Below are 22,031 nucleotides of genomic sequence, written 5' to 3'. Positions count from 1 at the left end.
AAGGAGCAAGACCATGAGTGCATTTCAACCCGACACCCTGATCAAGAACCCCCATGCCTGCCACGTCGAAACCTCGGTGGAGGTGCCAGCCGACGCGGCGCGCGTCTGGGAGGTGGTGGGTGATTTTGGCGGATTCAACCGTTTCATTCCGGCGCTGGAGCGTATCGAAATGACCGGTGATGGCGTGAGGTCCCTGCGCAAGAAATTCTTCCGCGACGGGCAGAACCTGGTGGTGGAACAGCTCAACAGCCGGGACGACCAGGCCATGCACATGACCTGGACGCTGATCTACAACACCCTGGGCATCGACAACCTCTGGGCGGCGATGCGCGTGGAGCCCCTGAGCGACAACCGCTGCCGCGCCACCTGGACCATCATCGCTGACCACACCGATGCTCATACACCGTCGGGGTTCAGGGATTTCCTGCAAGGATTTGCCGATGAGGCGATGGGGAATGTGCAAGTGATGTTCAAGTAAGCACCACTCCCTTGTGGGAGCGGGCTTGCTCGCGAAAGCGGTGGGTCAGTTGGCAATGATGCTTGCTGTGTCGCCGTCATCGCGAGCAGGCTCGCTCCCACACTGGTTCCGGGGTGGGCCAAAGATCCAGGCTCACCGCCAATCCCTTGTGGGAGCAGGCTTGCTCGCGATAGCGGTGGGTCAGTTGGCAATGATGCTTGCTGTGTCGCCGTCATCGCGAGCAGGCTCGCTCCCACACTGGTTCCGGGGTGGGCCAAAGATCCAGGCTCACCGCCAATCCCTTGTGGGAGCAGGCTTGCTCGCGATAGCGGTGGGTCAGTTGGCAATGATGCTTGCTGTGTCGCCGTCATCGCGAGCAGGCTCGCTCCCACACTGGTTCCGGGGTGGGCCGAAGATCCAGGCTCACCGCCAATCCCTGTGGGGGCGAGCCTGCTCGCGATTGCGGTATCGCGGTTAGCGGTGATGTCAGATCTTGAAGCTGTCCACCAACTGCTTCAGTCGATTGGCCTGTTGCGACAAGGCATCGCAATCCTTCAGGGTTTCATTGAGGTTGGCCACGCTTTGCTGGTTCAGCAGGTTGATGTGGCTGACGTCCATGTTGAGGGTTTCCACCACGGCAGTCTGTTCTTCGGTCGCGGCGGCCACCGACTGGTTCATGCCGTCGATCTCACCGATGCGCTGCGTCACGCTGACCAGTCGCAGACCCGCCTGGTTAGCCACTTCCACGCTTTCTTCGCTGGAGGTCTGGCTGGCGTTCATCGTCGTCACCGCTTCACGGGAGCCGACTTGAAGCGAGGTGATCATCTTGTGGATTTCTTCCGCCGACTCCTGGGTGCGGTGCGCCAGGTTGCGCACTTCATCGGCCACCACCGCAAAACCACGCCCGGCTTCACCGGCCCGGGCCGCTTCGATGGCGGCGTTCAGGGCCAGCAGGTTGGTTTGCTGGGAGATGCCCTTGATCACATCCAGGATGTGCCCGATGTTATCGGTGCTGGCGTTCAGGGTTTCGATCTGAGTGCAGGAAAGGCTGATCTTCTGCGACAGCTCGGTCATGGCCTGGATGGTTTTTTCCACCACCTGGCGACCGTCATCGGCCTGTTCGCTGGCACCGCTGGCATGTTGCGAGGCGTCGGCGGCATTGCGGGCGATTTCCTGGGTCGCGGCGCCCAACTGGTTGATAGCCGCGGCCACGCTGTTGGTACGGGCGCTCTGCTCATCCGAGCCGACGAGCGAAGCGTTGGACGAGGTCATCACCCGCTGCGACAGGTCATGCACCTGGCGAGTCGCGGAAGACACTTCCGAGATCGATGCGTGAATCCGCTCCACGAACTGGTTGAACGAACCACCCAACACGGCGAATTCGTCCTTGCCCTGTACGACCAGGCGCCGGGTCAGGTCACCTTCGCCCTGGGCGATGTCCTGCATGGCGCGGCCCATGGTGGTCAATGGACGCATCAACACCTGGATCAGCATGCTCAGCAGCAAGGCAATGGCCGCCACCGCGACAAACATCGCAATCAACGCAGACGTACGGAACTGGCTCAGCGGTGCGTAGGCCTTGGCCTTGTCGATCGACAGGCCGATGTACCACTCGGCGTTCGGCAGGCCGGTCACAGGGGTAAACGAAAGGATACGGTCCTGGCCGTTGAGCTCGACCTCCTGGATACCCTTGCCAATGCGCACGGGGGTGCCGGGGTAGATGTCCTTGAGGTTCTTCATCACCTGGTCTTTATCCGGACTGACGATCACCTGACCGTCGCCGCTGACCAGGAACGCATGGCCGATACCACCGAAATCCACGGAGTTGATGATTTTCACCAGGGTTTCCAGGCTCAGGTCGCCGCCCACCACGCCGAGCAATTCGCCGTTGTGCTTCACCGGCAGGGCAATGGTCACCACCAGGCCACCCACCGCCGCCAGATAAGGCGGGGTCAGCATGGTTTTATCGGCGCTCACGGCTTGTTTGTACCAAGGGCGCTGACGCGGGTCGTAGCCGTCAGGCATTTTTGCGTCAGGACGTTGAGTGAAGACACCGTTGGCCTGGCCCACATAAGTGAACTGGAAGTTCGACGTCAGCGCCGGCTGATCGACCAACCCCGGCAGATCCGCACCAGTGCCTTGATGGGCGATGTTTTGCGCCAGGTTTTCCAGCACCAGTATCCGGCCACTCATCCAGTTCTGGATGCTGCTGGCGGTCAGGTCGCCGGATTGCTCGATGGACGACTCAAGGCTGCTGCCGATGGTGTTGCGCTGCAAATAATCGTTGTAGAGGGTGAACAGGGCAAAAGCCAGAACCACCACGCCAGAGGCGGCCAGAAGGATTTTGTGACTGAACTTTAGATTCATCGAGGAGGCTTCTTATGCAAGGAGTGGGGGTGCATTCCAGGTTTGCAACGTTCCATGTGACAGTGCGAGCGGTTATCACTTCGCTCCACTTTGGTGCACGCATACCAGTCTGTCGGCAAGCCTGTACAAATAATTAGAGTTTCGAAGAAATAGGCGACGGGAGGCCACAGCGAGCGAACGGTGGTTGCAAATTCGCCGACGCCTGATGACAATGCGACCTATTATCATTTGTAACATCCAGGCCGTCGCGTCCATGTCATCTCCCGAGTTTGCAGTACAGGCGCTCTACAGCCGACATCACGGCTGGCTCAATACGTGGCTGCGCACCCGGTTGGGCAATGCCGCCGATGCGGCGGATCTGGCCCAGGACACTTTCGTGCGCCTGTTGCAGCGTAGCGAACGCCTGGAGCTTCGAGCCCCACGCGCTTTTTTGCGCACCATCGCCCAAGGCCTGGTGATCGACCATTGGCGTCGAGAAGAAATCGAACGTGCCTACCTCCAGACCATAGCCCACCTGCCGGAAGCCGAAACCCCCGGCGCCGAAACCCGGACCTTGATCCTGGAATTGCTCGAAGCCATTGCCAGGATGCTCGAAGGCCTCAAGCCGAAAGTGCGCAAGGCCTTCCTGTTGGCCCAGTGCGAAGGCCTGACGCACAAACAGATTGCCGAGCAAATGGGCATTTCGCTGCGCTCGGTGGAGCGCTACGTCGCCGATGCGCTATACCACTGCTACGTGTTGCGCTATGAAAGCTGAGCCGGCGGATCACTTGCAGAGCCGCCGTAACGGCCCGTCGCAACAGGTGGTCAGGCAAGCGATCAACTGGCTGCTGCGCCTGCGCAATCACACCGCTCACCCGACCCTGCGCCAACAATGCGACACCTGGCGCGCCGCCCATCCAGAACACGAACTGGCCTGGCTGCGGGTGCAATCGCTGCACAGCGAGTTGACCTCGAACCTGCGGGCAGTGCCCGGTGCCCATGTCGCCCTGAATACCCTGGAAAACAGTGCCCAGCGCCTCAGTCGCCGCCAGGCCCTGAAGTTGCTCTCGGGTGCCGCACTGGTGGGCGGCGCGACATGGCTGGGCAAGGATCTGGGCTGGCGCCCATGGAGTGCCGATTTCGCCACCGCCACGGGTGAACGCCGCGGTTTCCAACTGCCGGACGGCTCACGGCTCGAACTCAATACCCACAGCGCTGCCGACCTGGATTTCACCGATGGGCAACGCCTGATCACCCTGGCCCGCGGTGAAATCATGGTCACCTGTGGACGCGACCCGGGACGTGCGCTGCGGGTGCAAGGCCGACATGGCCTGTTCGAAGGGCTGGAGGGGCGCTTCGTCGTGCGCCAGGACAGCGACTGCACGCGCTTGAGCGTCACCAGCGGCCGGGTCGTTATTCGTTCCCACCCCAACAGCGATGGCACACCCATCCAGGTCGAGGCCGGGCAAAACTACCTGATCACCCCATCGACAGCGACCCTGGCACCGCCCCTGGACATGGACGCAGGTGCCTGGGCCGACGGGTTGATCGTCACGCGCAACATGCGCCTGGCGGATTTTCTCAACGAAGTAGGACGCTACCGCCCAGGCTATTTGAACTGCGCGGCGTCGATTGCCGACCTGCGTCTGTCGGGGGTTTTCCGTTTGGAGGACACCGACAAATTGCTGGCCGTCCTGCCACGCACGCTCCCTGTGCAAATCCGTTATCGAACCCGTTGGTGGATCACGGTGGAACGCCTGGCTTGATTTTTTTTGGCGGGTTTCAAGCCGGTGTCCGGCTAGGACAGTAAGCAACCCTTATCTGCCTCCAGCGACTCCAACGGAACCCACAATGACTGAGCGCGTACATCTCAAGAATCCCTTCGGCTTATCTTCACAACCAGGCCTGTTGCGCCAGGCTATTCATGCCGCGCTGTTCTCCGCCGCGCTGGGGGGCAGCGTCGTACCGATGCTTGCGGTCGCCGCACAAAGCGACGTGACCGCCAGCCGCCAGAGCTACAACATTGCTCCCGGCCCGCTGAGCGATGTGTTGAATCAGTTCGCCCGCCAGGCTCGGATCACCCTGGCAAGCACCCCGGCGCAAACCGGCGGCGTCCAGTCCCCGGGGCTCAAGGGCGAGTATTCGCGCGAACAGGCCTTGAGCCAGTTGCTCAGCGGCTCAGGACTGGTTGCCGTCAGCCAGGATGGCAGCAGCTACGTGCTGCAAACCGAGACCGCCGGCAGCACGCTGGAACTGCCGACCACGGACATCAAGGGCTTCGCTCTGGGTAACGCCCTGGGCAGCATGGAAGGCTACAACGCCACCCACAGCCAGGTCGCCACCAAGACCAGCACCGCCCTGCGCGAAACGTCCCAGAGCGTGTCCGTGGTCACCCGCGAGCAAATGGACGACCAGGGCGCGCAAACCGTCTCCCAGGCCATGCGCTACACCCCTGGCGTGCTGACCAACCCCTACGGCGCCACCCACCGCTACGACTACGTGGCGATGCGCGGCTTCAACGACGGCTCGGTGGATAACATCTACCTCGACGGCCTCAAGTCCATGGGCGACAGCGGCACCTACAGCTCCATGCAGGTCGACCCGTACTTCCTGGAGCGGGTCGATATCCTCAAAGGCCCGTCCTCGGTGCTCTACGGCCGCAGTTCGCCCGGCGGCCTGGTGGCGCTGACCAGCAAGAAGCCGTTGTACGAGGCCTATCACCAGATTCAGGCCACGGTCGGCACCCAGGGCCAACGCGGCATGGGTTTCGACTTCAGCGGCCCGGTGGATGACGACAAACGCATCACCTATCGGCTGATCGGCCTGGCGGATAGCTCCGATACCCAGTTCGACCACAACAAGGAGAAGCGCTTCGCCCTGGCCCCCACGGTGAACATCGATTTCAGCGACGACACCTCGCTGACGCTCCAGGCCTACCTGCAACATGACCCCGACGGTGGCTACCACGGCGGCATGCCGGCCGACGGCACCTTGCACCAGCGCAACGGCCGACGGATCTCGGAAAACTTCTTCGAAGGCGAACCTGGCGTCGACGGTTACGAACGCGACCAGCAGTCGTTCGGCTACCAGTTCGAGCACCGTTTCAACGATGTTTTCACCGCCCGGCAGAACTTCCGTTACCTGGACTCCCAGGTCACCAACGATCAGGTCTACGCCTATGGCTGGACCACGCCCACCAGCAACGAATTGAACCGCTATTACACCGGCGCCGAAGAAAAGCTCCACTCCTTCATCGTCGACAACATGCTGCAAGCCGAATTCTTTACCGGTGCGACCAAGCACACCGTGTTGATGGGTGCGGACTATCAACGACGCAAAACCGTGGTCGACTGGACCAGCGGCAGCCTCGCCCCGATCAACGCCTTCGACCCGACCTATGGCAACTCGGCCATCACCTACTTCAGCCCCACCAGTTACCTGCGACGCCTGGAGCAGACCGGCGTCTACCTGCAAGACCTGATCGAGATGGACAAGTGGCGCTTCTCCCTGGGCCTGCGCCAGGACTGGGTCGAGACCTCGGATGAAAATCGCATTGCCGAATTCGGTCGCCCGCAAGGCACCGAAATCAACGACAAACGCACCAAGCTCACCGGCCGTGTCGGGGCCCTGTACCTGTTCGACAACGGCCTGGCGCCGTACATCAGCTACTCCGAGTCGTTCAACCCGAACTCCTACGCCGACAGCGCCGGCAACCCGCTGCCGCCCACCGATGGCAAGCAATGGGAACTGGGCCTGAAGTATCAGCCGCCGGGCACTGATGACCTGTACACCGCCTCGCTGTTTCGCATCGACCAGGAAAACCTGGCGACCAAACTGCCCCAGGAGAACTTCTACCGCGCCATCGGTGCCGTGCGCTCCCAGGGTCTGGAACTGGAAGCGCATCTGCAACTGACCGAGCAATTCAAAGTGCTGGGCAGCTACACCTTCACCGATATCGAATACTCGAAATCGATGATCAGCACCTTGAGCACCGCCACCGACCTCATCGAAAACAAGGGCAATTCACCGACCCAGGCGCCGCGCCACATGGCCTCGCTCTGGGCTGACTACAAGTTCGACAGCGGCGCACTCGATGGCCTGCGCCTGGGTGGCGGCGTGCGCTATGTGGGCTACAGCTGGGCCGACGCGGAGAACACCATGAAGGTGCCGTCCTACACGTTGCTCGATGCCTCGGTGGGGTATGACTTGGGCAAGGTCGGCTTGAAGGGGGTGGACGTTCGCCTGAATGCGAACAACCTGACCAACGAAAGCTATGTCGCTTCCTGCGCCAGCCTGAGCTATTGCTACATGGGTGAAGAACGCAATGTGGCGGCGACGGTGAGTTACCAGTTCTAACCCGTTTCCCAGAGCTGACACCTCCCCTGTGGCGAGGGGATTTATCCCCGCTGGGCCGCGAAGCGGCCCCAAAAAGGTTGGCTGTGATCACACCTGACACACCCCGGCGCTTGGTCCTGGGCTGCTACGCAGCCCAGCGGGGATAAATCCCCTCGCCACAAGATGTGTTCTCCATGCATAAGGTGGTGCGTCTCAAACCTGGGCCGCGTTCACCTTCTCCCGCACTACACCCTCTTCCCGCACAAACCTATTCGCCCGCCCAAACGTCCCGAAATCATTGAACCGCACGCCCATCTCGCGCATCACCTTGTGAGCCACCGGTACCGTCATTTGACGGATATAGAACGGTTCCTTCACCACGAAATGATGGATCCCGTGGCTGCTGCCAAAGTTGAAGCAGAACGCCTGCAACGGCCACAACCACCACGGATTGAGCACTTGGGTTTGCTGGATGACGTTACCCGGCTCGACGTCGCCATAGTAGTGCATGTTCGAACTGATGAAGTGCAGGCAAAAGGTCCGCAGCACGTTCGGGCCAATGATCACCACTGCCGCGATGTCGATCACCTGCATCGTCGCCAGCGTAGTCGTCGACCAGTCAATCGACGTGCCCAGCAGGCTGGCGACACCGTTGGCCCCGTGAAAACCCAGGAACACATACCAGGCGCCCCAGTGCAGCAGTGCCAGCGGGAAGTACACCTTCAGCGTGCGCTTGAGGATGCTGCCCTTGTGCGCCCAGGTCTTGGCTCGCAGCAGGCGGATGAAGGCCGACATCACGTTGTCGCCGACCATCAGCAACCGCGCCAGCCCCCAGGGTTCGCCGTTGGTGATGGCCCGTTCCTCCATGTCGGCCTCGCTGCCGGATACCTTGTGATGGTTGAGGTGCAGGTGGCGGCGGATCCACGGGTTGATGGTGCTCGGCCGCGCCAGCCACACCAGGCCCATCATCAGGTTGTGGGGCAGGCGTTGCTTGCGAAAGTACATGCTGTGGATCAGGTCGTGTTCCAGCTCGTGGGTCAGGGAGGCGAAAAAAGCGTTGAGCAGCAGGCACGCCCATCCGGCAAGATGACCGTTGATGTAGAGCAGCGCCGAACCGATCATTCCGGCCAGGGCAAACGCCAGGATGCCCGCGCCCAATGCATCCTGGTGGCGCAAAATCGGGTAGCGCTGACGCAATTGCTCGCCCCGGGCCAATACCACCTGGCGAATATGGGCGGATCGCTGTTGTGCATTCAATCGCTCGGGGCTTGCGCAAGTGCCGTGCATGGCTTACATCCTCTGTTATCGATGTGCTCATCCTGCCGGGCGTTGTCCCCTCGGGTGGTAGCCGTAAACGCCAACCTGTTGACCGCAAGCGCCAATCGTCATGACTGAACCGACCTCCCTTGCCAGCTGGACCCGCGCCCTGCGCAAACAGCTCGATGCGTTGGGCCTGGACAGCCATGCCCTGTGCGTCGAAGCCGGGCTCGATCCACAACTGATGGACGACCCGAACGCCCGCTACCCGCTCTCAGGCACCACACGCCTGTGGGCGTTGGCGGTGCAGGCCAGCGGCGACCCGGCCATCGGCCTGCGGGTCTCGCGCTTCGTCAGCCCCACCACGTTCCACGCGCTGGGTTATGCCTTGGTCGCCAGCGGCAGCCTGCGAGAAGTGTTCGAGCGGATCGTGCGCTATCACCCGGTGGTCAGCGATGCGCTGACCCTGCAATTGAGCCGTGGCGAAGACCGTTATCGCTTCAGCCTCGACGTGCCGCCGGGCCGACCGGCGCCAGCCTTCGAGGCCATCGATGCGTTCGCGGCGATTTATGTGCGCACCTGCCGCAACCGCCTGGGCCGTGATTACGCGCCGCTGGCGGTCTACCTGCGACGCCCGGAGCCGGCGGATCCCGCGCCCTGGCACAAGGTATTCCGCTCGCCGGTACATTTTGGCGCCGACCAGGATCGCCTGGAGTTCGAGCTCAGCGACTTCGACAGCCACCTGGACGACGCCAACCCGGAACTGGCCGAACACAACGAAACAGTGCTCGAGCGCACCCTCGCCCAGCTCAAGCCACTGACCTGGGAGCGCAAGGTACGCGCGGCCATCGAGGCCCAACTGCCCGAAGGCGAACCCAGCGCCGAACGCATCGCCCAGGCCATGCACCTGAGCCTGCGCAGCCTGCAACGGCACCTGGCCGACGAAGGCTGCCGCTTCGACGCACTGCTCAACGAATGCCGGGAAAACCTCGCGCTGCTGCACCTGCGCGATCCGCAATGTTCGCTGAGCGAAGTCAGTTATCTGTTGGGATTTGCCGATGCCAGCAGCTTCAGCCGCGCGTTCAAACGCTGGACCGGAATGACGCCGGGACAGTTTCGGGATGGGTTGCGCTAGGGATTGCAGCGCCTGGGCTGGCCCTATCGCGAGCAAGCTCGCTCCCACAATGGGGACGGTGTGACCACGATAGTTGCGACAACACCAACCCCCTGTGGGAGCGGGCTTGCTTGCTCGCGATGATTTTCGCCCAGGCAACCCAAGCCCCGTGGCGAGGGAGCTTGCTCCCGCTCGGCTGCGCAGCAGCCGCAAAACCGGTCCAAGCACTCCGCCTGTAAACATGCTGGGGCCTGCTGCGCAGGCCAGCGGGAGCAAGCTCCCTCGCCACACCGTTTGTGCATGGCCGCTCCCACAGACTTCAGGTTGTGGTCAGGGCCCGCAACCGCTCGATGTCGAGGATTTCGATCTCGCCATAACTGAGATGAAGGATGCCTTGGGCCTGCAGGTCCTTGAGGACCTGGTTGGTAGTCTGGCGCGACAGCGCGAGCATCAGCGCCAGTTGCTCCTGAGGCAGTTGCAGAACCCGGCGCGCCGGTTCGATTTCGCCGTAGCCTTCGGCGATCATCAGCAGGCGGTGGGCCACGCGGGCCGGTGCGGGCATCAGGCTCAGGTGCTCGAGGTTGATGAAGGTCAAGCGCAGTTTGTGGCTCATCAATAATGCGAGATGCCGCCAATAGATCGGTTGTTCTTGCAGGAAGGCCAGCAACGGCGCCTGGGGCAAGTGCAGCAGCGCAGATTGACCTACGACCACCGCATCATGGGTCCGCGGCTGGCCATCGAACAGGCAGATTTCACCGAACCAGTGGGGCGCCTCCACCACGCTCAGCAACGCCTCCTTGCCCTGTTCGTTCACCGCACCGACACGCACCGCGCCTTCCAGCACGGCATACAACCCGCAGGGTGGATCGCCACGCTGGAACAGCCGATGGCCCGGCGGCAGGCGGCGCAGCCGCGCCATGTCCAGCAGACTATTCTGTAACTCATCAGGCAGATGGCTGTACCAGTGGCCGGCCATCAGGTGTGAGTGCCAGGGATGCGAACTCATGGAAACTCCGGGACAAGTGTCGGCTAACTGACAGAACACCTTGGGGTACCCGGGCATCATGCAGGCATCACCTCAGGAGGAACAACAATGAAAAGCCTCGTCGATCATCTCAGTCAATACGCCGCCTATCATCGCGACCCGCGCAACATCGCCAGCCATTTCATTGGCATTCCGCTGATCTTCGTCGCCGTCGCCGTATTGTTGTCACGACCCGGCTGGCCGATGGGTGCGGTTCTGGTGTCGCCCGCGTTGCTGGCGGCCGTGGCCAGTGCGTGGTTCTACCTGCGCCTGGAAATACGCCTGGGTGTGTTGATGACGGTGCTGCTGGGCCTGGCGGTTTGGCTGGGCCAGATGCTCGCCGCGCAAAGCACTTCGGTGTGGCTGGGCAGTGGCCTGGGCATGTTTGTAGTGGGTTGGGTGATCCAGTTTGTCGGTCACTATTACGAAGGCCGCAAGCCGGCGTTCGTCGACGACCTCACAGGGTTGATTGTCGGGCCGTTGTTCGTGGTGGTTGAAGCGGGTTTCCTGCTGGGACTTCGTGGCGAACTGAAGCAGGCTATTGAAGAGCGCGTCGGGCCGGTAACCCTGCGCAACCAGCGCTCGGCGGCCTGAAGCCCCCCTCTATGGGAGCGAGTCTGTGGGAGCAAGGCTTGCCCGCGATGGCATCGCCTCGGTCTAATCAGCTACACCGAGGTGTTTGCATCGCGGGCAAGCCTTGCTCCCACAAGCTCGCTCCCACAGGAGGTGGCCACTACCGCTCAAGCGTTACAGCGCACCGAACTCGATCCGAATCGTCAGCGCGCCGGTGTTATCTTTCAAGCCAGACCCGTACTGCCCGGTCAGGTCATCGTTGATGCACAGTTGCAGCTCCCCTTGCTGGTCGCCCGGAACCTGCGCCAGATCACCCACCAGGAACGGCTTGCCACCATTGCCCACGCGACCGATCAAGGCGCCTTCGGCCGCACCGGGCAACGCATAGCTGCTGTAGTCGATGTGCCTGGAACCGCCCTTTCCATCGACATTGCCACCCTGCGGACTCGCGCACCATAATCCGCTGACGTAGCGAACCAGGCGCGGTACCAACCCGTTGACCTGCACACCCGTGCCCTGCCAAGGATTGTTGGCCTGGACCTGCATGGTCACCGCCTTCAGGTCGTTGGCCACGGTGTCCCCGGCCTGGAACGACAGCGCCGCAATCGTCAGGCTCGGATTCGAGGTGCCGGTGCTGGGGAACACGCCATCGCCCACCAGGAACAGGTTCTTGTGGTCCCAACTGCGTTGATACTTGTCCACCACCGACTTGGCCGGGTCATCGCCCATGCGATAAGTCCCCATCAGGTGCCCGGCGCCCTGGAAGCTGTAATCCTCGTCTTTGTACCTGAAGGTCCCTTTGCCAATGGGTGCCGTCAGTTCCACGGCCCCGAGCAGGTCCTTGATGATGTGGCTCGCCAGTATCTTCGCCTGCCTGAAACCTTCCTTGGTGTAATCGGACAGGTCGTAGTGGATTTCCGGCCGGAGAATGCCGAGCCCGTCCGTGAGCTTGTCCGTCGAGGGCACGATGTAGCTATTGGACTGGTCGGGATGCTCCTCCACCTGCTCCACCAAAAAACCGATCCGAAACTGGCGGATGAACAGGTCGTTGAGCCGTTGAATCAGCGCCGTGCCGTAAAGCGCCTCAGTGGGCGGCGGCGGGTTCTCTTTCGATGGCAACGGGTTGGTGCAACTTTTGTTCTTGCCGTCGATAAAATCGGCCACGGTGACGTAAGGGTCGCCCACCGGCCAGTTCCAGCCCTCGTTGCCGATTTCGATGCGCCATGCCGCTCGCTGGCTGCGAAAGTCGCCATCACGCAGGCTCTCGATGCCCGCCGTGGACACCGGACCACGGTATGGAAATACCGTCTTGCCTTCCGGCATCAGCCCCCAGGCCAGGTAAATCGGGTGGTCGGACAAACTGCGTCCCACTTGCCCACTGCTGTTGGCCACGCCGTTGGGCCAGGCCGGGGTCTTGGAGTTGAGCAACAATTTAGGGGTTTCAATGGCATGGGCCGCGATCACGTAACGCTGCCCGATGGCCACGCCGGTTCCCGTCTGCGGTCCGTCGCCAAGCTGGTATTGAATGAATTCGACGCCATTGATGTTCTTGTCCGGGCCCACCGTCACTTTGCTGGCCACGGTCCGGTACATGACCCGGACCTTGCCGGTGGACAGAGCCTTGTTCATGGTCACGGTCGCGTCGTACTTGGCCTGGATCGGGCAGATCGGCGTGCAGTTGGTATTGCCGGCACACACCCGACGCCCGGCGTAGGGCTGGGAGTTGCGCCCGGCCGGCGTCGGGCTGACCACCAGCGGCAAGCCGTCGAACGTCTGCCCGGTCACGGCGCTGACGAAACTGCCATCGACCAGCGACAACGGGATGCTGTGCATCGGGAAGGAATAACCTTCGGGAAAGGTCATGCCCAGGTAGGCCTGGTCGGCGACATTGGCCGACACCCCGATTTCCGCCTCGGCCCGGCAATAGGCGCTTTGCAGGTCGTCGTAACCAATGGGCCAATCCACCCCTACGCCGTACTTGCTCCTCAGGCGAAAATCGTTCGGTACCATGCGCAGGCACGTCCCGACCCAATGCCAGGTCGTGCCGCCGCCCACCCGTTCATAGGTGCTGTTGAAGGGCAGCGGACCTTTCTGCACCAGGTAGCTGGTTTTCGGCTCGTTCCAGCCGAGGATCAGGTCGGCGATGGTGGCCCGAGGGGCATTTTCCTTGGCCGGGTCACGCGGTGTATCCAGTGTCGACACCGGCGGATAAGGGGATTCCGGGGTTTTCAGCGTGGCGGTGTAGAAGCGCTCCAGGTATTGCGTGCGGTTGACCGGGATCTCCGGACCCGATTCGAGCACCAGTACATCGACGCCGGCCATGCCCAACTGATAAGCGATGATACTGCCGGCCAGCCCCGCGCCAACGATGATCACCTCTGCTTGTTCGGTACTCATGACGAGGCTCCCTGATCGTTGGCGGGCACGCCGGTGTAGTCCTCAAGGCTGGGCGGCGTGGTGTTCCAATAGCCGAAAAACATCTCGCTGTAGCCCATGGGATGGGCCTGGGCAATTTTCCAGGCCCAGCTCTGGATGTAGGCCTGGTCGGACACCACCGTCGAATCGGTCGATTTGTAGCTGCCAGTGGCATACGGCTGATACCAGACCCCCAGCAACCACAGCTTCATGATCGAACGCGCGGCTTGGGCGGTCTGCGTGACGGCTGGGCGCGATCCGTCCATCAGCACCGCCTTGGCGATCTGGTCGGGCGGGATGTGGTCGGCCGCCAGCGTGGCGTATTGCGTCAGTAACGTGTTGAGCACCTCAGGGGTGATACGCGGGGTGATGAACGCGAGAAAAGTCGACGGCAAACCTACCTGGTCGATCGTCGGTGCCAGCCGATCGGTGGGAATGCCGGTCAGGGCCGATGACAGGCCTACGAAATTGTCCAGATCACTGCTCATGGTTGACTCCTTGTCCGCCAGTGGACTGTGCGCGTTCGAGTAAATAGGTGAAATCCGCGAAGCTGGTACGCGGTGACTCGGTGACATGGGTGGCCGCATTGCCGTGACAGGCCATGCAACTGGAAGATGCCTGGGGCACCGTGCCCTGGATGTAGGTTTCCAGCGTGGCGTTGGCCAGGAACAACGGCGCGGGACTGCCCAACGGGTTGGCGGCTGATATCTGGCAGTTCGGCTGTGGTGCCGACGGCCACTGGGTACTGATCAGTTGATAGTTCGCCCAGACGCTCTGCGGGTTCACCGTGCGCAACAGCGCTTGATAGGTCGTATTGAGGTTTTTGGTGGCGTCGGTCAGCGGCACGTCGCGCACGATTTGCGAGGGCGTCGCCTTGACCGCCGGGTTCCAGGGCCGTGGCGGCGGCTGGTTGATATCGCTTTTGCTGGCCGCGTTGTAGAACAGATATGGCCCAGTCCGCTGGGCGACGGGGGTGTTTTTGTCCGGCACATTCTTCACATGCTCGAAGGTTGACCAGACCCATTGCGCCGCGCTGGCGGTCTTATGGACCATGTGCAATCCCACCAACCCGACCGGCTCGGAGACGCACGACTCCTCGACAATCGGCCCATGGCTCGGGTCGCTGTTGCCCGGGGTATAAACCAGCGCATCGACGGTGTGAAAATCCTGCCGGTTGTCATTGGGGCCCAGCACTTTCCACGACGCTTTCACCATCACCGCACCGACCTGCTGGCTCTCGGTGGAACCGCAGCTGAAGGCCACGGCGTTCTTCGGATTGGCGGCAAAGAACTTCTGCTGGCCTTCGATGCTGTACAGGCCATTGTCGACGATCCCGTTGAACATCGATTGGTTGACCACGATTTCGTTGCGCGTGTAGACACCGTTCTGGTCCACCAGCGGGCCGCTCTCGAAGGGCTGGATAAACTCATCCAGCACATCGGGTACCTTGCCCATCTGCTGCAACAACCGGCCGGGCTTGAGTGACTTGCACGCGTCGGGGAGGCTTGCCGGGGCGTTCCAGGGCAGCGGTGTCTGGCCCTTGGCCCGGAAGATCTGGTAGCTCTCTTTCCAGCTTTCCCACACCGTGGCGCCATCCTGCTTGCCGATAGAGGTGCCGGTATTGGGATTGCCGTTGTCCAGCGCGGGCCAGTTCAGGGCAATGAAGGTCTGCCATGACAGATCGTCGAAATCGCGCTGAAGGCTGACCAGAGTGGGATGTTGGCCGGTAACCGTGACATCGAATGGTATCTGCGGCGATAACGAGGGGGTGGCGCTGACGGATGGGCTCAATAAAACGCTTATCAAGGCACAGCCAAACGGGCCGTGCCGACTGACTTCCATTCTCATGCTTTATCTCCTTGGCATCAGGGCGCCAGGAGATAACACCGGTCCTTACCTAGACTCTCACTGCCTCCTGGCAAGTCAGAGTCTAGGTAGGGTTTGAGATGGGAAAAGGTGGTGGAGTAGAACCAATCGAAGCAAGGTCGGGCGGTGTTATTCGGATTCGACTCGGGGTGTCAGTGAGGGCGCCATCGCGAGCAGGCTCGCTCCCACAATGGATCTCCATAAGTACACAAATATTGTGTTCACTGAAGTTCTACTGTGGGAGCGAGCCCGCTCGCGATGCTTTTTGCTTTTAAAGGTTTGAGACTTTCTGCCAGACCTTCGGCTTGAAGAACAGCGTCTCGCCCTTCGCCAGGCCCACCAGGCTGTCGTGGTCCTTAACCACTTCGGCTTCGATCAATTCGCTCTGGCCTTCCACCTTCAGGGTTACCCGAGTGGTGGCGCCGAGCGGGCGAATATCCCGCACTTCGGCGGCATGGTGGTCTTCCAGCTCCGAGCGCGACAGGGACACTTCGTGAGGGCGGAACAGCACATGCCGGTCCTCACCCAAGTGCAGGCGGTTCGAGTCGCCGAGGAAGTGATACACAAAGTCGCTGGCCGGGTTTTCATACACATCACCCGGTGAGCCGATCTGCTCGATCACGCCTTTGTTCATCACCACGATCCGGTCGGCGACTTCCATGGCTTCTTCCTGGTCGTGGGTCACGAACACCGAGGTCAGGTTGATGTCCTCGTGCAGCCGCGCCAGCCAGCGACGCAGTTCCTTGCGGACCTTGGCGTCGAGGGCGCCGAAGGGTTCGTCCAGCAGCAATACCTTGGGCTCCACCGCCAATGCGCGGGCCAGGGCAATGCGCTGGCGCTGGCCGCCGGATAACTGCTCGGGATAGCGGTCGGCGAGCCAGTCCAGTTGCACCATGTTCAGCAATTCGTGGACCTTGGTCGCGATCTGGCTTTCGTTCGGGCGCTGGTTCTTGGGCTTCATGCGCAGGCCGAAGGCAACGTTATCGAACACCGTCATGTGGCGGAACAAAGCGTAGTGCTGGAACACGAAACCGACGTTGCGATCACGTACGTCGTGGCCGGAAACGTCCTCGCCGTGGAACACGATGTTGCCCTGGTCCGGGGTTTCGAGGCCGGCGATGATCCGCAGCAGAGTGGTCTTGCCGCAGCCCGACGGGCCCAGCAGCGCCACCAGTTCACCGCTCTGGATGTCCAGGCTGATATCGTCCAGGGCCTTGAAGGCGTTGAAATTCTTGCTGACGTTACGAACTTCGATCGACATGACTTATTCCTCCGCGGCGCTGGCGCGCAGGCGGTTGATTCGGTTTTCGCTCCACTGCTTGAGCAGCAGGATGAAGAGCGCCAGGATCAGCAACAGGCTCGCCACGGCGAACGCGGCCACGTGGTTGTATTCGTTGTAGAGGATCTCGACGTGCAGCGGCAGGGTGTTGGTCACCCCGCGAATGTGCCCGGACACCACCGACACCGCGCCGAACTCGCCCATGGCCCGGGCGGTACACAGCACCACGCCATAGATCAGCCCCCACTTGATGTTCGGCACGGTGACATGCCAGAACATCTGCCAGCCATTGGCGCCCAGCAGGCGCGCGGCTTCTTCTTCCTGGGTGCCCTGCTCCTGCATCAGCGGGATCAGCTCACGGGCCACGAACGGCACGGTGACGAAGATGGTCGCCAGGACGATGCCCGGCAGCGCGAACACGATCTGGATGTCGTGATCCGACAGCCATGGCCCGAACAGGCCCTGGGCGCCGAACATCAGCACATAGACCAGGCCGGCGATCACCGGCGATACCGAGAACGGCAAGTCGATCAGGGTCACCAGCATGCTCTTGCCACGGAATGAATATTTGCTCACGCACCACGCAGCGCTGACACCGAACACCAGGTTCAGCGGCACCGAGATCAGCACCGCAATCACCGTGAGCTTCAACGCCGACAGCGCGTCAGGTTCAAAAACCGCCGTGAAGAACGCTCCCAGGCCGAGTTTCAGGCCCTGGGACACCACGATGAACAGCGGCAACAGCAGGAACAGCGCAAAGATCAGCCAGCCGAGGCCGATCAGGATTCGCCGCGAAGTCGCACTGCCGCGGCGAGCGGCGTTGGTGGAGGCCGCGGAAATAGACGATTGGGACATGTTCGCGCCTCCTTATGGGGTTTCGATGCGCCGCTGCAGCAGGTTGATCAGCAGCAACAGGACGAAGGAAACCACCAGCATCAACACGCCGATGGAGGTGGCGCCGGTGTAGTCGTACTGGTCGAGCTTGACCATGATCAGCAGCGGCAGGATCTCGGTTTTCATCGGCATGTTGCCGGCGATGAAAATCACCGAGCCGTACTCGCCCACGCCACGGGCAAAGGCCAGGGCGAAGCCGGTCAACCAGGCCGGCAGCAACGCCGGCACGAGGATGTGACGGAACACCTGCCATGGCTTGGCACCGAGGCAGGCGGCGGCCTCTTCGACTTCACGGGGAATATCGGCCAGCACCGGCTGCACCGTGCGCACCACGAACGGCAACGTTACGAAGGTCAGCGCCAGGGTAATGCCCAACGGGGTGTAGGCGATCTTGAAGCCCAGGTCGGTGGCGAACTGGCCGACCAGGCCGGTCGGCGCATACAGCGCCGTCAGCGCAATACCAGCCACGGCGGTGGGCAGGGCGAACGGTAGGTCGATCATCGCGTCTATGATCTTGCGACCGGGGAAGGTGTAGCGCACCAGCACCCAGGCCAGCAGCGTACCGATCACGCCGTTGATGATCGCGGCGTACAGCGCCGTGCCGAAACTGAGCTTCAAGGCAGCCAGCACCCGCGGCGCCGAGATGATCGCCCAGAACTGTTCCCAGGTGAGTTGGGCGGCATGCACGAACATCGCCGCCAGGGGTATGAGCACAATCAGACTGAGGTACACCAGGGTGTAGCCCAGCGTCAGCCCGAAGCCGGGTATGACGGGGGATATGCGACGCGACATAAAGGTCCTTGGTTGAAAACACACTGTGGGAGCAAAACTGGGTGGGAGCAAGGCTTGCCCGCGACGGGGGGCGACTCGGTTTCTAAAGGACCGCATCGCCTTCATCGCGGGCAAGCCTTGCTCCCACAACAACATCCCCTTGCCACAGATTCAGTGTCCGGCATTAGCCTGCAATCAGCTCATTCAGGCCTGTCCAGCTTACTGCGCCTGATAGATCTGGTCGAACACGCCGCCATCATTGAAGAATTTCGGCTGGGCGGTTTTCCAGCCACCGAAGTCCTTGTCGATGGTCACCAGGTCCAGTTTCGGGAACTGCCGGGAATACTTGGCGGCCACGTCCTTGTCACGTGGACGATAGAAGTTCTTCGCGGCGATTTCCTGGCCGGCCGGGCTGTACAGGTGCTTGAGGTAGGCTTCGGCAATCTCAAGATTGCCCTTTTTCTCGGCGTTCTTGTCCACCACCGCCACCGGCGGTTCGGCGAGGATCGACAACGACGGCACGACGATGTCGAACTTGTCCGCGCCGCCATCTTCTTTCAGCGCCAGGAAGGCTTCGTTTTCCCAGGCCAGCAACACGTCGCCCTGACCGTTGTTGACGAAGGTAATGGTCGAACCACGAGCACCGGTGTCGAGGATCGGCACGTGCTTGAACAACGCTTGCACGTACTCCTTGGCCTTGGCTTCGTCACCGCCGTTGGCCTTCAGGCCATAGGCCCAGGCGGCGAGGAAGTTCCAGCGAGCACCGCCGGAGGTCTTCGGGTTCGGGGTAATGACCGACACATCGTTCTTGATCAGATCGCCCCAGTCCTTGATGCCCTTGGGGTTGCCCTTGCGCACCAGGAACACGATGGTGGACGTGTAGGGTGTGCTGGCCTCAGGCAGGCGCTTTTGCCAGTCCGCCGGCAGGGACTTGCCCAGCTTGGCGATTTCATCGATGTCGCCGGCCAGGGCCAGGGTCACTACGTCAGCCCGCAGGCCATCGATCACCGCCCTGCCTTGCTTGCCCGAGCCACCGTGGGATTGTTGAATCTTCACGCTGTCGTCCGGGTGCGCTTTCTTCCAGAAACTGACGAATTCGGCGTTGTAATCCTGATAAAGCTCGCGAGTCGGGTCATAGGAAACGTTGAGCAGCTCATAATCCTTGGCGACGGCCGAACCTGCAAAAACAGCACTGGCCAGGGCGGCCAGGGCATAACGACGAATTGACGACATAGTGAAAGCTCCTGGAATTCTGGTTTTCTTATGGCTTCTGGAAATCGGGTGGTCGGTAAAAAGATCACAGCCTTCGGCAGCTCCTACGCCAAGCCCCCCTGTAGGAGCTGCCGAAGGCTGCGATCTTCTAGGTTTTTTCAAGACGGCTTATGACTCGGCTGTTGCAGGCGGAACTTTTCCTTGCGTTCGATCTGGACCACCTGGGCGTTGTGCACAGTGATTTCCACTGCCCCAAAGCGTAGATCGCGCAATGCGCTCTGGATCTCGCGCAAGATGGTTGCTTCGTCCTGGCCGTCAACGCTACGTAGAGATACGCTCATGCTGCTGCTCCTTTGAATGAATGCCTGGCAGTGGGCGGCACTGCTTACGGCGTGGGAGCAATACTAGATAAAGCGAGATATTCTTAAAAAGACTATTTAAGAATTTTTATATAACCAAAAAACCAAACAAGTCACACGACATATTCAGGCGATAGCCGGTGCATGGCTCCAGTCCAGTTGCACCGCCGCAACAGGCCGCCCAAACCAGTAGCCCTGGCCCAGCTCACAGGCATGTTCGAGCAGGAATACCGCTTGCTCGCGCTGCTCGATGCCTTCGGCGTGCACCTGCATGCCCATGCTGCGGGCCAGGGCAACGATCACCCTGACGATCGCCGCGTCGTCCTCATCCCACGGCAACCCGGCGACAAAACCCTGATCGATCTTGAGCTTCTGCACCGGCAAGCGCTTGAGCCGCAGCAACGACGAATAACCCGTGCCGAAATCGTCGATCGCCAGCCGCACGCCCAACTCCCGCAGGCGGTGCATCTGCTCCAGCGCCACTTCCGGGTCTTCCATCACCGCGCTTTCGGTCACTTCCAACTCCAGGCAAGCGGGGTCCAGACCCGTGTCGTGCAGTACCCGGGCGACTTGCTCGAACAACTCGTGATGGGCGAACAATCGACTGGAGACGTTGACCGCGACAAATGACAGCATCACGCCGGCTTGCTGCCACTGGCACATTTGCCGACAAGCCTGCTCCATGACCCACGCGTCGATCTGGGCGATCAGCCCGGTGCGCTCAGCGATGGGAATGAACTCGGCCGGCGACACCAACCCACGCGTGGGATGCTGCCAGCGCACCAAGGCCTCGACACCGATCAGGCGACTGGTCGCCAGGTCGTGTACCGGCTGGTAGTGAACGCGCAGCTCCTGTTCCTGCAGCGCGCGACGCAGTTCGAAAGCGATCTCGACCCGTTGCTGAGCGTGGGCCGTGAGCTCTTCGGTGTACAAGGCGTAGCCATCGCGCCCGGCACTCTTGGCCTTGAACAAGGCCGAATCGGCGTTGCGCAGCAGTTGCCCGGCGCTGAGGGCATCGCCGGGAAACAGGCTGATGCCGATGCTGGCATTGATGAACAAGGCGTGGTCATCGAAGCGCAGTGGCTCTTTCAATGCATCAAGGATGCGCCGGGCCAGCGCCGCTGCCTGGCCTGGCTGCGAGCAGTTTTCCACCAGTACCGCAAACTCGTCGCCCCCCAGCCGGGCCAGGGTCACGCCCGGGGCGAAAAGCCCGCGAAACCGCTCGGCCACGCCTTTGAGCAGCTCATCGCCCACGTTATGACCCAGGCTGTCATTGATGTTCTTGAAGTGATCCAGGTCCAGCAGCAACAACGCGCAGCCACGCTTGTGCAACTGCGCCGACGTCAGGGCCTGCTCGGTGCGATCAGAAAACAGCAAGCGGTTGGGCAAGCCCGTCAGCGGGTCGTGATGGGCCAGGTAAGCCAATTCGTGCTCGGAATCCTTGATGGCGCTGATATCCGAAAACACCGCGACATAATGGCTGATCTGGTCGTTATCATCGCGAACGACGCGGATCGTCTGCCATTGCGGGTAAATCTCACCACTTTTGCGCCGATTCCAGATTTCCCCGCTCCACTCGCCCTGGCTGGCCAGGGTGGCAAACATGTCGCGATAGAAATCCGGACCATGGCGACCGGACTTGAACAGATTGGGACGCTGGCCCAGCACTTCCTCGCGCACATAACCGGTGATCGCCATGAAAGCCCGGTTCACGTGCACGATCAGGCCGTTGCGGTCCGTGACCAACACCCCTTCGCGGGTGCAATCGAAGACGGCGGCAGCCTGGCGCAGGCGCTCTCGATCGGCGCTGTGCTCGCTTTTCCCAAAGAACCGCGAGATCCGTGCCCGCGCCAGGAAGACCAACCCAGCGCTGAGCAGGATCCAGGCATAACCGTTGATCAGTAACCAACGCTGTCTGTCGGCCAATTGATCGAAGAAACTACTCAATAAATAACCAATCAGTTGCAGCCAGACGACTGACAGCACGAGATAAAGCAGCGCTACGCGCATGGCACTGCGTTGATAGGCAGTCATTCGGCCTTCCATGTCCCTACGAAGAGGTGGGGATTATAGAGGAAGAAACATCCAGCCACTCTTATCTGAAAGGCCGACTGGTTTTATCTGTAGGG

Annotated in this window: 18 protein-coding genes; 6 read left to right on the top strand and 12 right to left on the bottom strand. The window is 61.4% G+C overall.

Annotated features, from left to right (window positions below):
• The first annotated feature begins 13 nt into the window (after nt 1-13).
• Complete coding sequence (locus PBDP_RS01150; protein ID WP_212801710.1) at nt 14-478, top strand: SRPBCC family protein; 465 nt, start codon at nt 14-16, stop codon at nt 476-478.
• A 465-nt stretch (nt 479-943) separates the two neighbouring features.
• On the opposite strand, the gene PBDP_RS01145 is transcribed toward PBDP_RS01150, so the two are convergent.
• Nucleotides 944-2,824, bottom strand: a complete 1,881-nt coding sequence (locus tag PBDP_RS01145; RefSeq protein WP_109756647.1) for a methyl-accepting chemotaxis protein — start codon at nt 2,822-2,824, stop codon at nt 944-946.
• Nucleotides 2,825-3,077: 253 nt separating this feature from the next.
• Here PBDP_RS01145 and PBDP_RS01140 point away from each other — a divergent pair, with 253 nt between their 5' ends.
• The 3 genes from PBDP_RS01140 (at nt 3,078) to PBDP_RS01130 (ending at nt 7,159) form a co-directional block, all read left to right on the top strand.
• Nucleotides 3,078-3,578 (top strand): sigma-70 family RNA polymerase sigma factor, encoded by a 501-nt coding sequence (locus PBDP_RS01140; protein WP_109756648.1) that lies wholly within the window; start codon nt 3,078-3,080, stop codon nt 3,576-3,578.
• A complete protein-coding gene (locus PBDP_RS01135; protein ID WP_212801709.1) occupies nt 3,568-4,569 on the top strand; it encodes a FecR domain-containing protein in 1,002 nt (333 codons plus the stop codon). The genes PBDP_RS01140 and PBDP_RS01135 overlap by 11 nt, the downstream gene beginning before the upstream one ends.
• An 85-nt stretch (nt 4,570-4,654) precedes the next feature.
• Nucleotides 4,655-7,159, top strand: a complete 2,505-nt coding sequence (locus PBDP_RS01130) for a TonB-dependent siderophore receptor (RefSeq protein ID WP_212801708.1) — start codon at nt 4,655-4,657, stop codon at nt 7,157-7,159.
• 192 nt (nt 7,160-7,351) lie between these two features.
• Here the strand turns inward: PBDP_RS01130 and PBDP_RS01125 are convergent, their stop codons facing one another.
• On the bottom strand, nt 7,352-8,425 hold the full coding sequence (locus tag PBDP_RS01125; RefSeq protein WP_212801707.1) for a fatty acid desaturase: 1,074 nt from the start codon (nt 8,423-8,425) through the stop codon (nt 7,352-7,354).
• 100 nt (nt 8,426-8,525) lie between these two features.
• Here PBDP_RS01125 and PBDP_RS01120 point away from each other — a divergent pair, with 100 nt between their 5' ends.
• Complete coding sequence (locus tag PBDP_RS01120) at nt 8,526-9,530, top strand: AraC family transcriptional regulator (protein ID WP_109756652.1); 1,005 nt, start codon at nt 8,526-8,528, stop codon at nt 9,528-9,530.
• A 298-nt stretch (nt 9,531-9,828) separates the two neighbouring features.
• On the opposite strand, the gene PBDP_RS01115 is transcribed toward PBDP_RS01120, so the two are convergent.
• A complete protein-coding gene (locus PBDP_RS01115; protein ID WP_212801706.1) occupies nt 9,829-10,515 on the bottom strand; it encodes a Crp/Fnr family transcriptional regulator in 687 nt (228 codons plus the stop codon).
• Between the two features lie 87 nt (nt 10,516-10,602).
• Between PBDP_RS01115 and PBDP_RS01110 the strand changes: the two genes are divergently transcribed.
• Entirely contained in the window at nt 10,603-11,127 is a 525-nt protein-coding gene (locus PBDP_RS01110) for an Mpo1 family 2-hydroxy fatty acid dioxygenase (RefSeq protein ID WP_109756554.1), read from the top strand.
• Between the two features lie 153 nt (nt 11,128-11,280).
• Here PBDP_RS01110 and PBDP_RS01105 read toward each other — a convergent pair whose 3' ends face one another.
• The 9 genes from PBDP_RS01105 to dibA all read right to left on the bottom strand — a co-directional run bounded on the left by PBDP_RS01105 (nt 11,281) and on the right by dibA (nt 21,936).
• Nucleotides 11,281-13,503, bottom strand: coding sequence for a GMC oxidoreductase (locus PBDP_RS01105; RefSeq protein ID WP_176688818.1), 2,223 nt, complete (start codon nt 13,501-13,503; stop codon nt 11,281-11,283).
• Nucleotides 13,500-14,009, bottom strand: a complete 510-nt coding sequence (locus PBDP_RS01100; protein ID WP_109756557.1) for a sorbitol dehydrogenase — start codon at nt 14,007-14,009, stop codon at nt 13,500-13,502. The genes PBDP_RS01105 and PBDP_RS01100 overlap by 4 nt, the downstream gene beginning before the upstream one ends.
• Nucleotides 13,999-15,369, bottom strand: coding sequence for a cytochrome C (locus PBDP_RS01095; protein ID WP_109756558.1), 1,371 nt, complete (start codon nt 15,367-15,369; stop codon nt 13,999-14,001). Before PBDP_RS01095 ends, PBDP_RS01100 begins: the two co-directional genes overlap by 11 nt.
• Before the next feature lie 289 nt (nt 15,370-15,658).
• On the bottom strand, nt 15,659-16,648 hold the full coding sequence (locus PBDP_RS01090; protein WP_109756559.1) for a sulfate/molybdate ABC transporter ATP-binding protein: 990 nt from the start codon (nt 16,646-16,648) through the stop codon (nt 15,659-15,661).
• A 3-nt stretch (nt 16,649-16,651) separates the two neighbouring features.
• On the bottom strand, nt 16,652-17,521 hold the full coding sequence (gene cysW, locus PBDP_RS01085; protein WP_212801705.1) for a sulfate ABC transporter permease subunit CysW: 870 nt from the start codon (nt 17,519-17,521) through the stop codon (nt 16,652-16,654).
• Between the two features lie 12 nt (nt 17,522-17,533).
• Nucleotides 17,534-18,352 (bottom strand): sulfate ABC transporter permease subunit CysT, encoded by an 819-nt coding sequence (gene cysT, locus PBDP_RS01080; protein ID WP_013692011.1) that lies wholly within the window; start codon nt 18,350-18,352, stop codon nt 17,534-17,536.
• Between the two features lie 198 nt (nt 18,353-18,550).
• Entirely contained in the window at nt 18,551-19,564 is a 1,014-nt protein-coding gene (locus PBDP_RS01075; protein ID WP_116833893.1) for a sulfate ABC transporter substrate-binding protein, read from the bottom strand.
• Between the two features lie 137 nt (nt 19,565-19,701).
• Nucleotides 19,702-19,884 (bottom strand): sulfur starvation response protein OscA, encoded by a 183-nt coding sequence (oscA, locus tag PBDP_RS01070; RefSeq protein ID WP_109756561.1) that lies wholly within the window; start codon nt 19,882-19,884, stop codon nt 19,702-19,704.
• Between the two features lie 144 nt (nt 19,885-20,028).
• Nucleotides 20,029-21,936: a phosphodiesterase DibA gene (gene dibA, locus PBDP_RS01065; RefSeq protein ID WP_109756562.1), complete on the bottom strand. Its 1,908-nt coding sequence runs from the start codon at nt 21,934-21,936 to the stop codon at nt 20,029-20,031.
• Between the last annotated feature and the right edge of the window lie 95 nt (nt 21,937-22,031).

It is taken from the genome of Pseudomonas sp. St290, from assembly GCF_018325805.1.
Classification (GTDB): domain Bacteria; phylum Pseudomonadota; class Gammaproteobacteria; order Pseudomonadales; family Pseudomonadaceae; genus Aquipseudomonas; species Aquipseudomonas bijieensis.
Note: the sequence above shows the minus strand (reverse complement) of the source record. Positions and strands in the feature narration are given on the sequence as shown.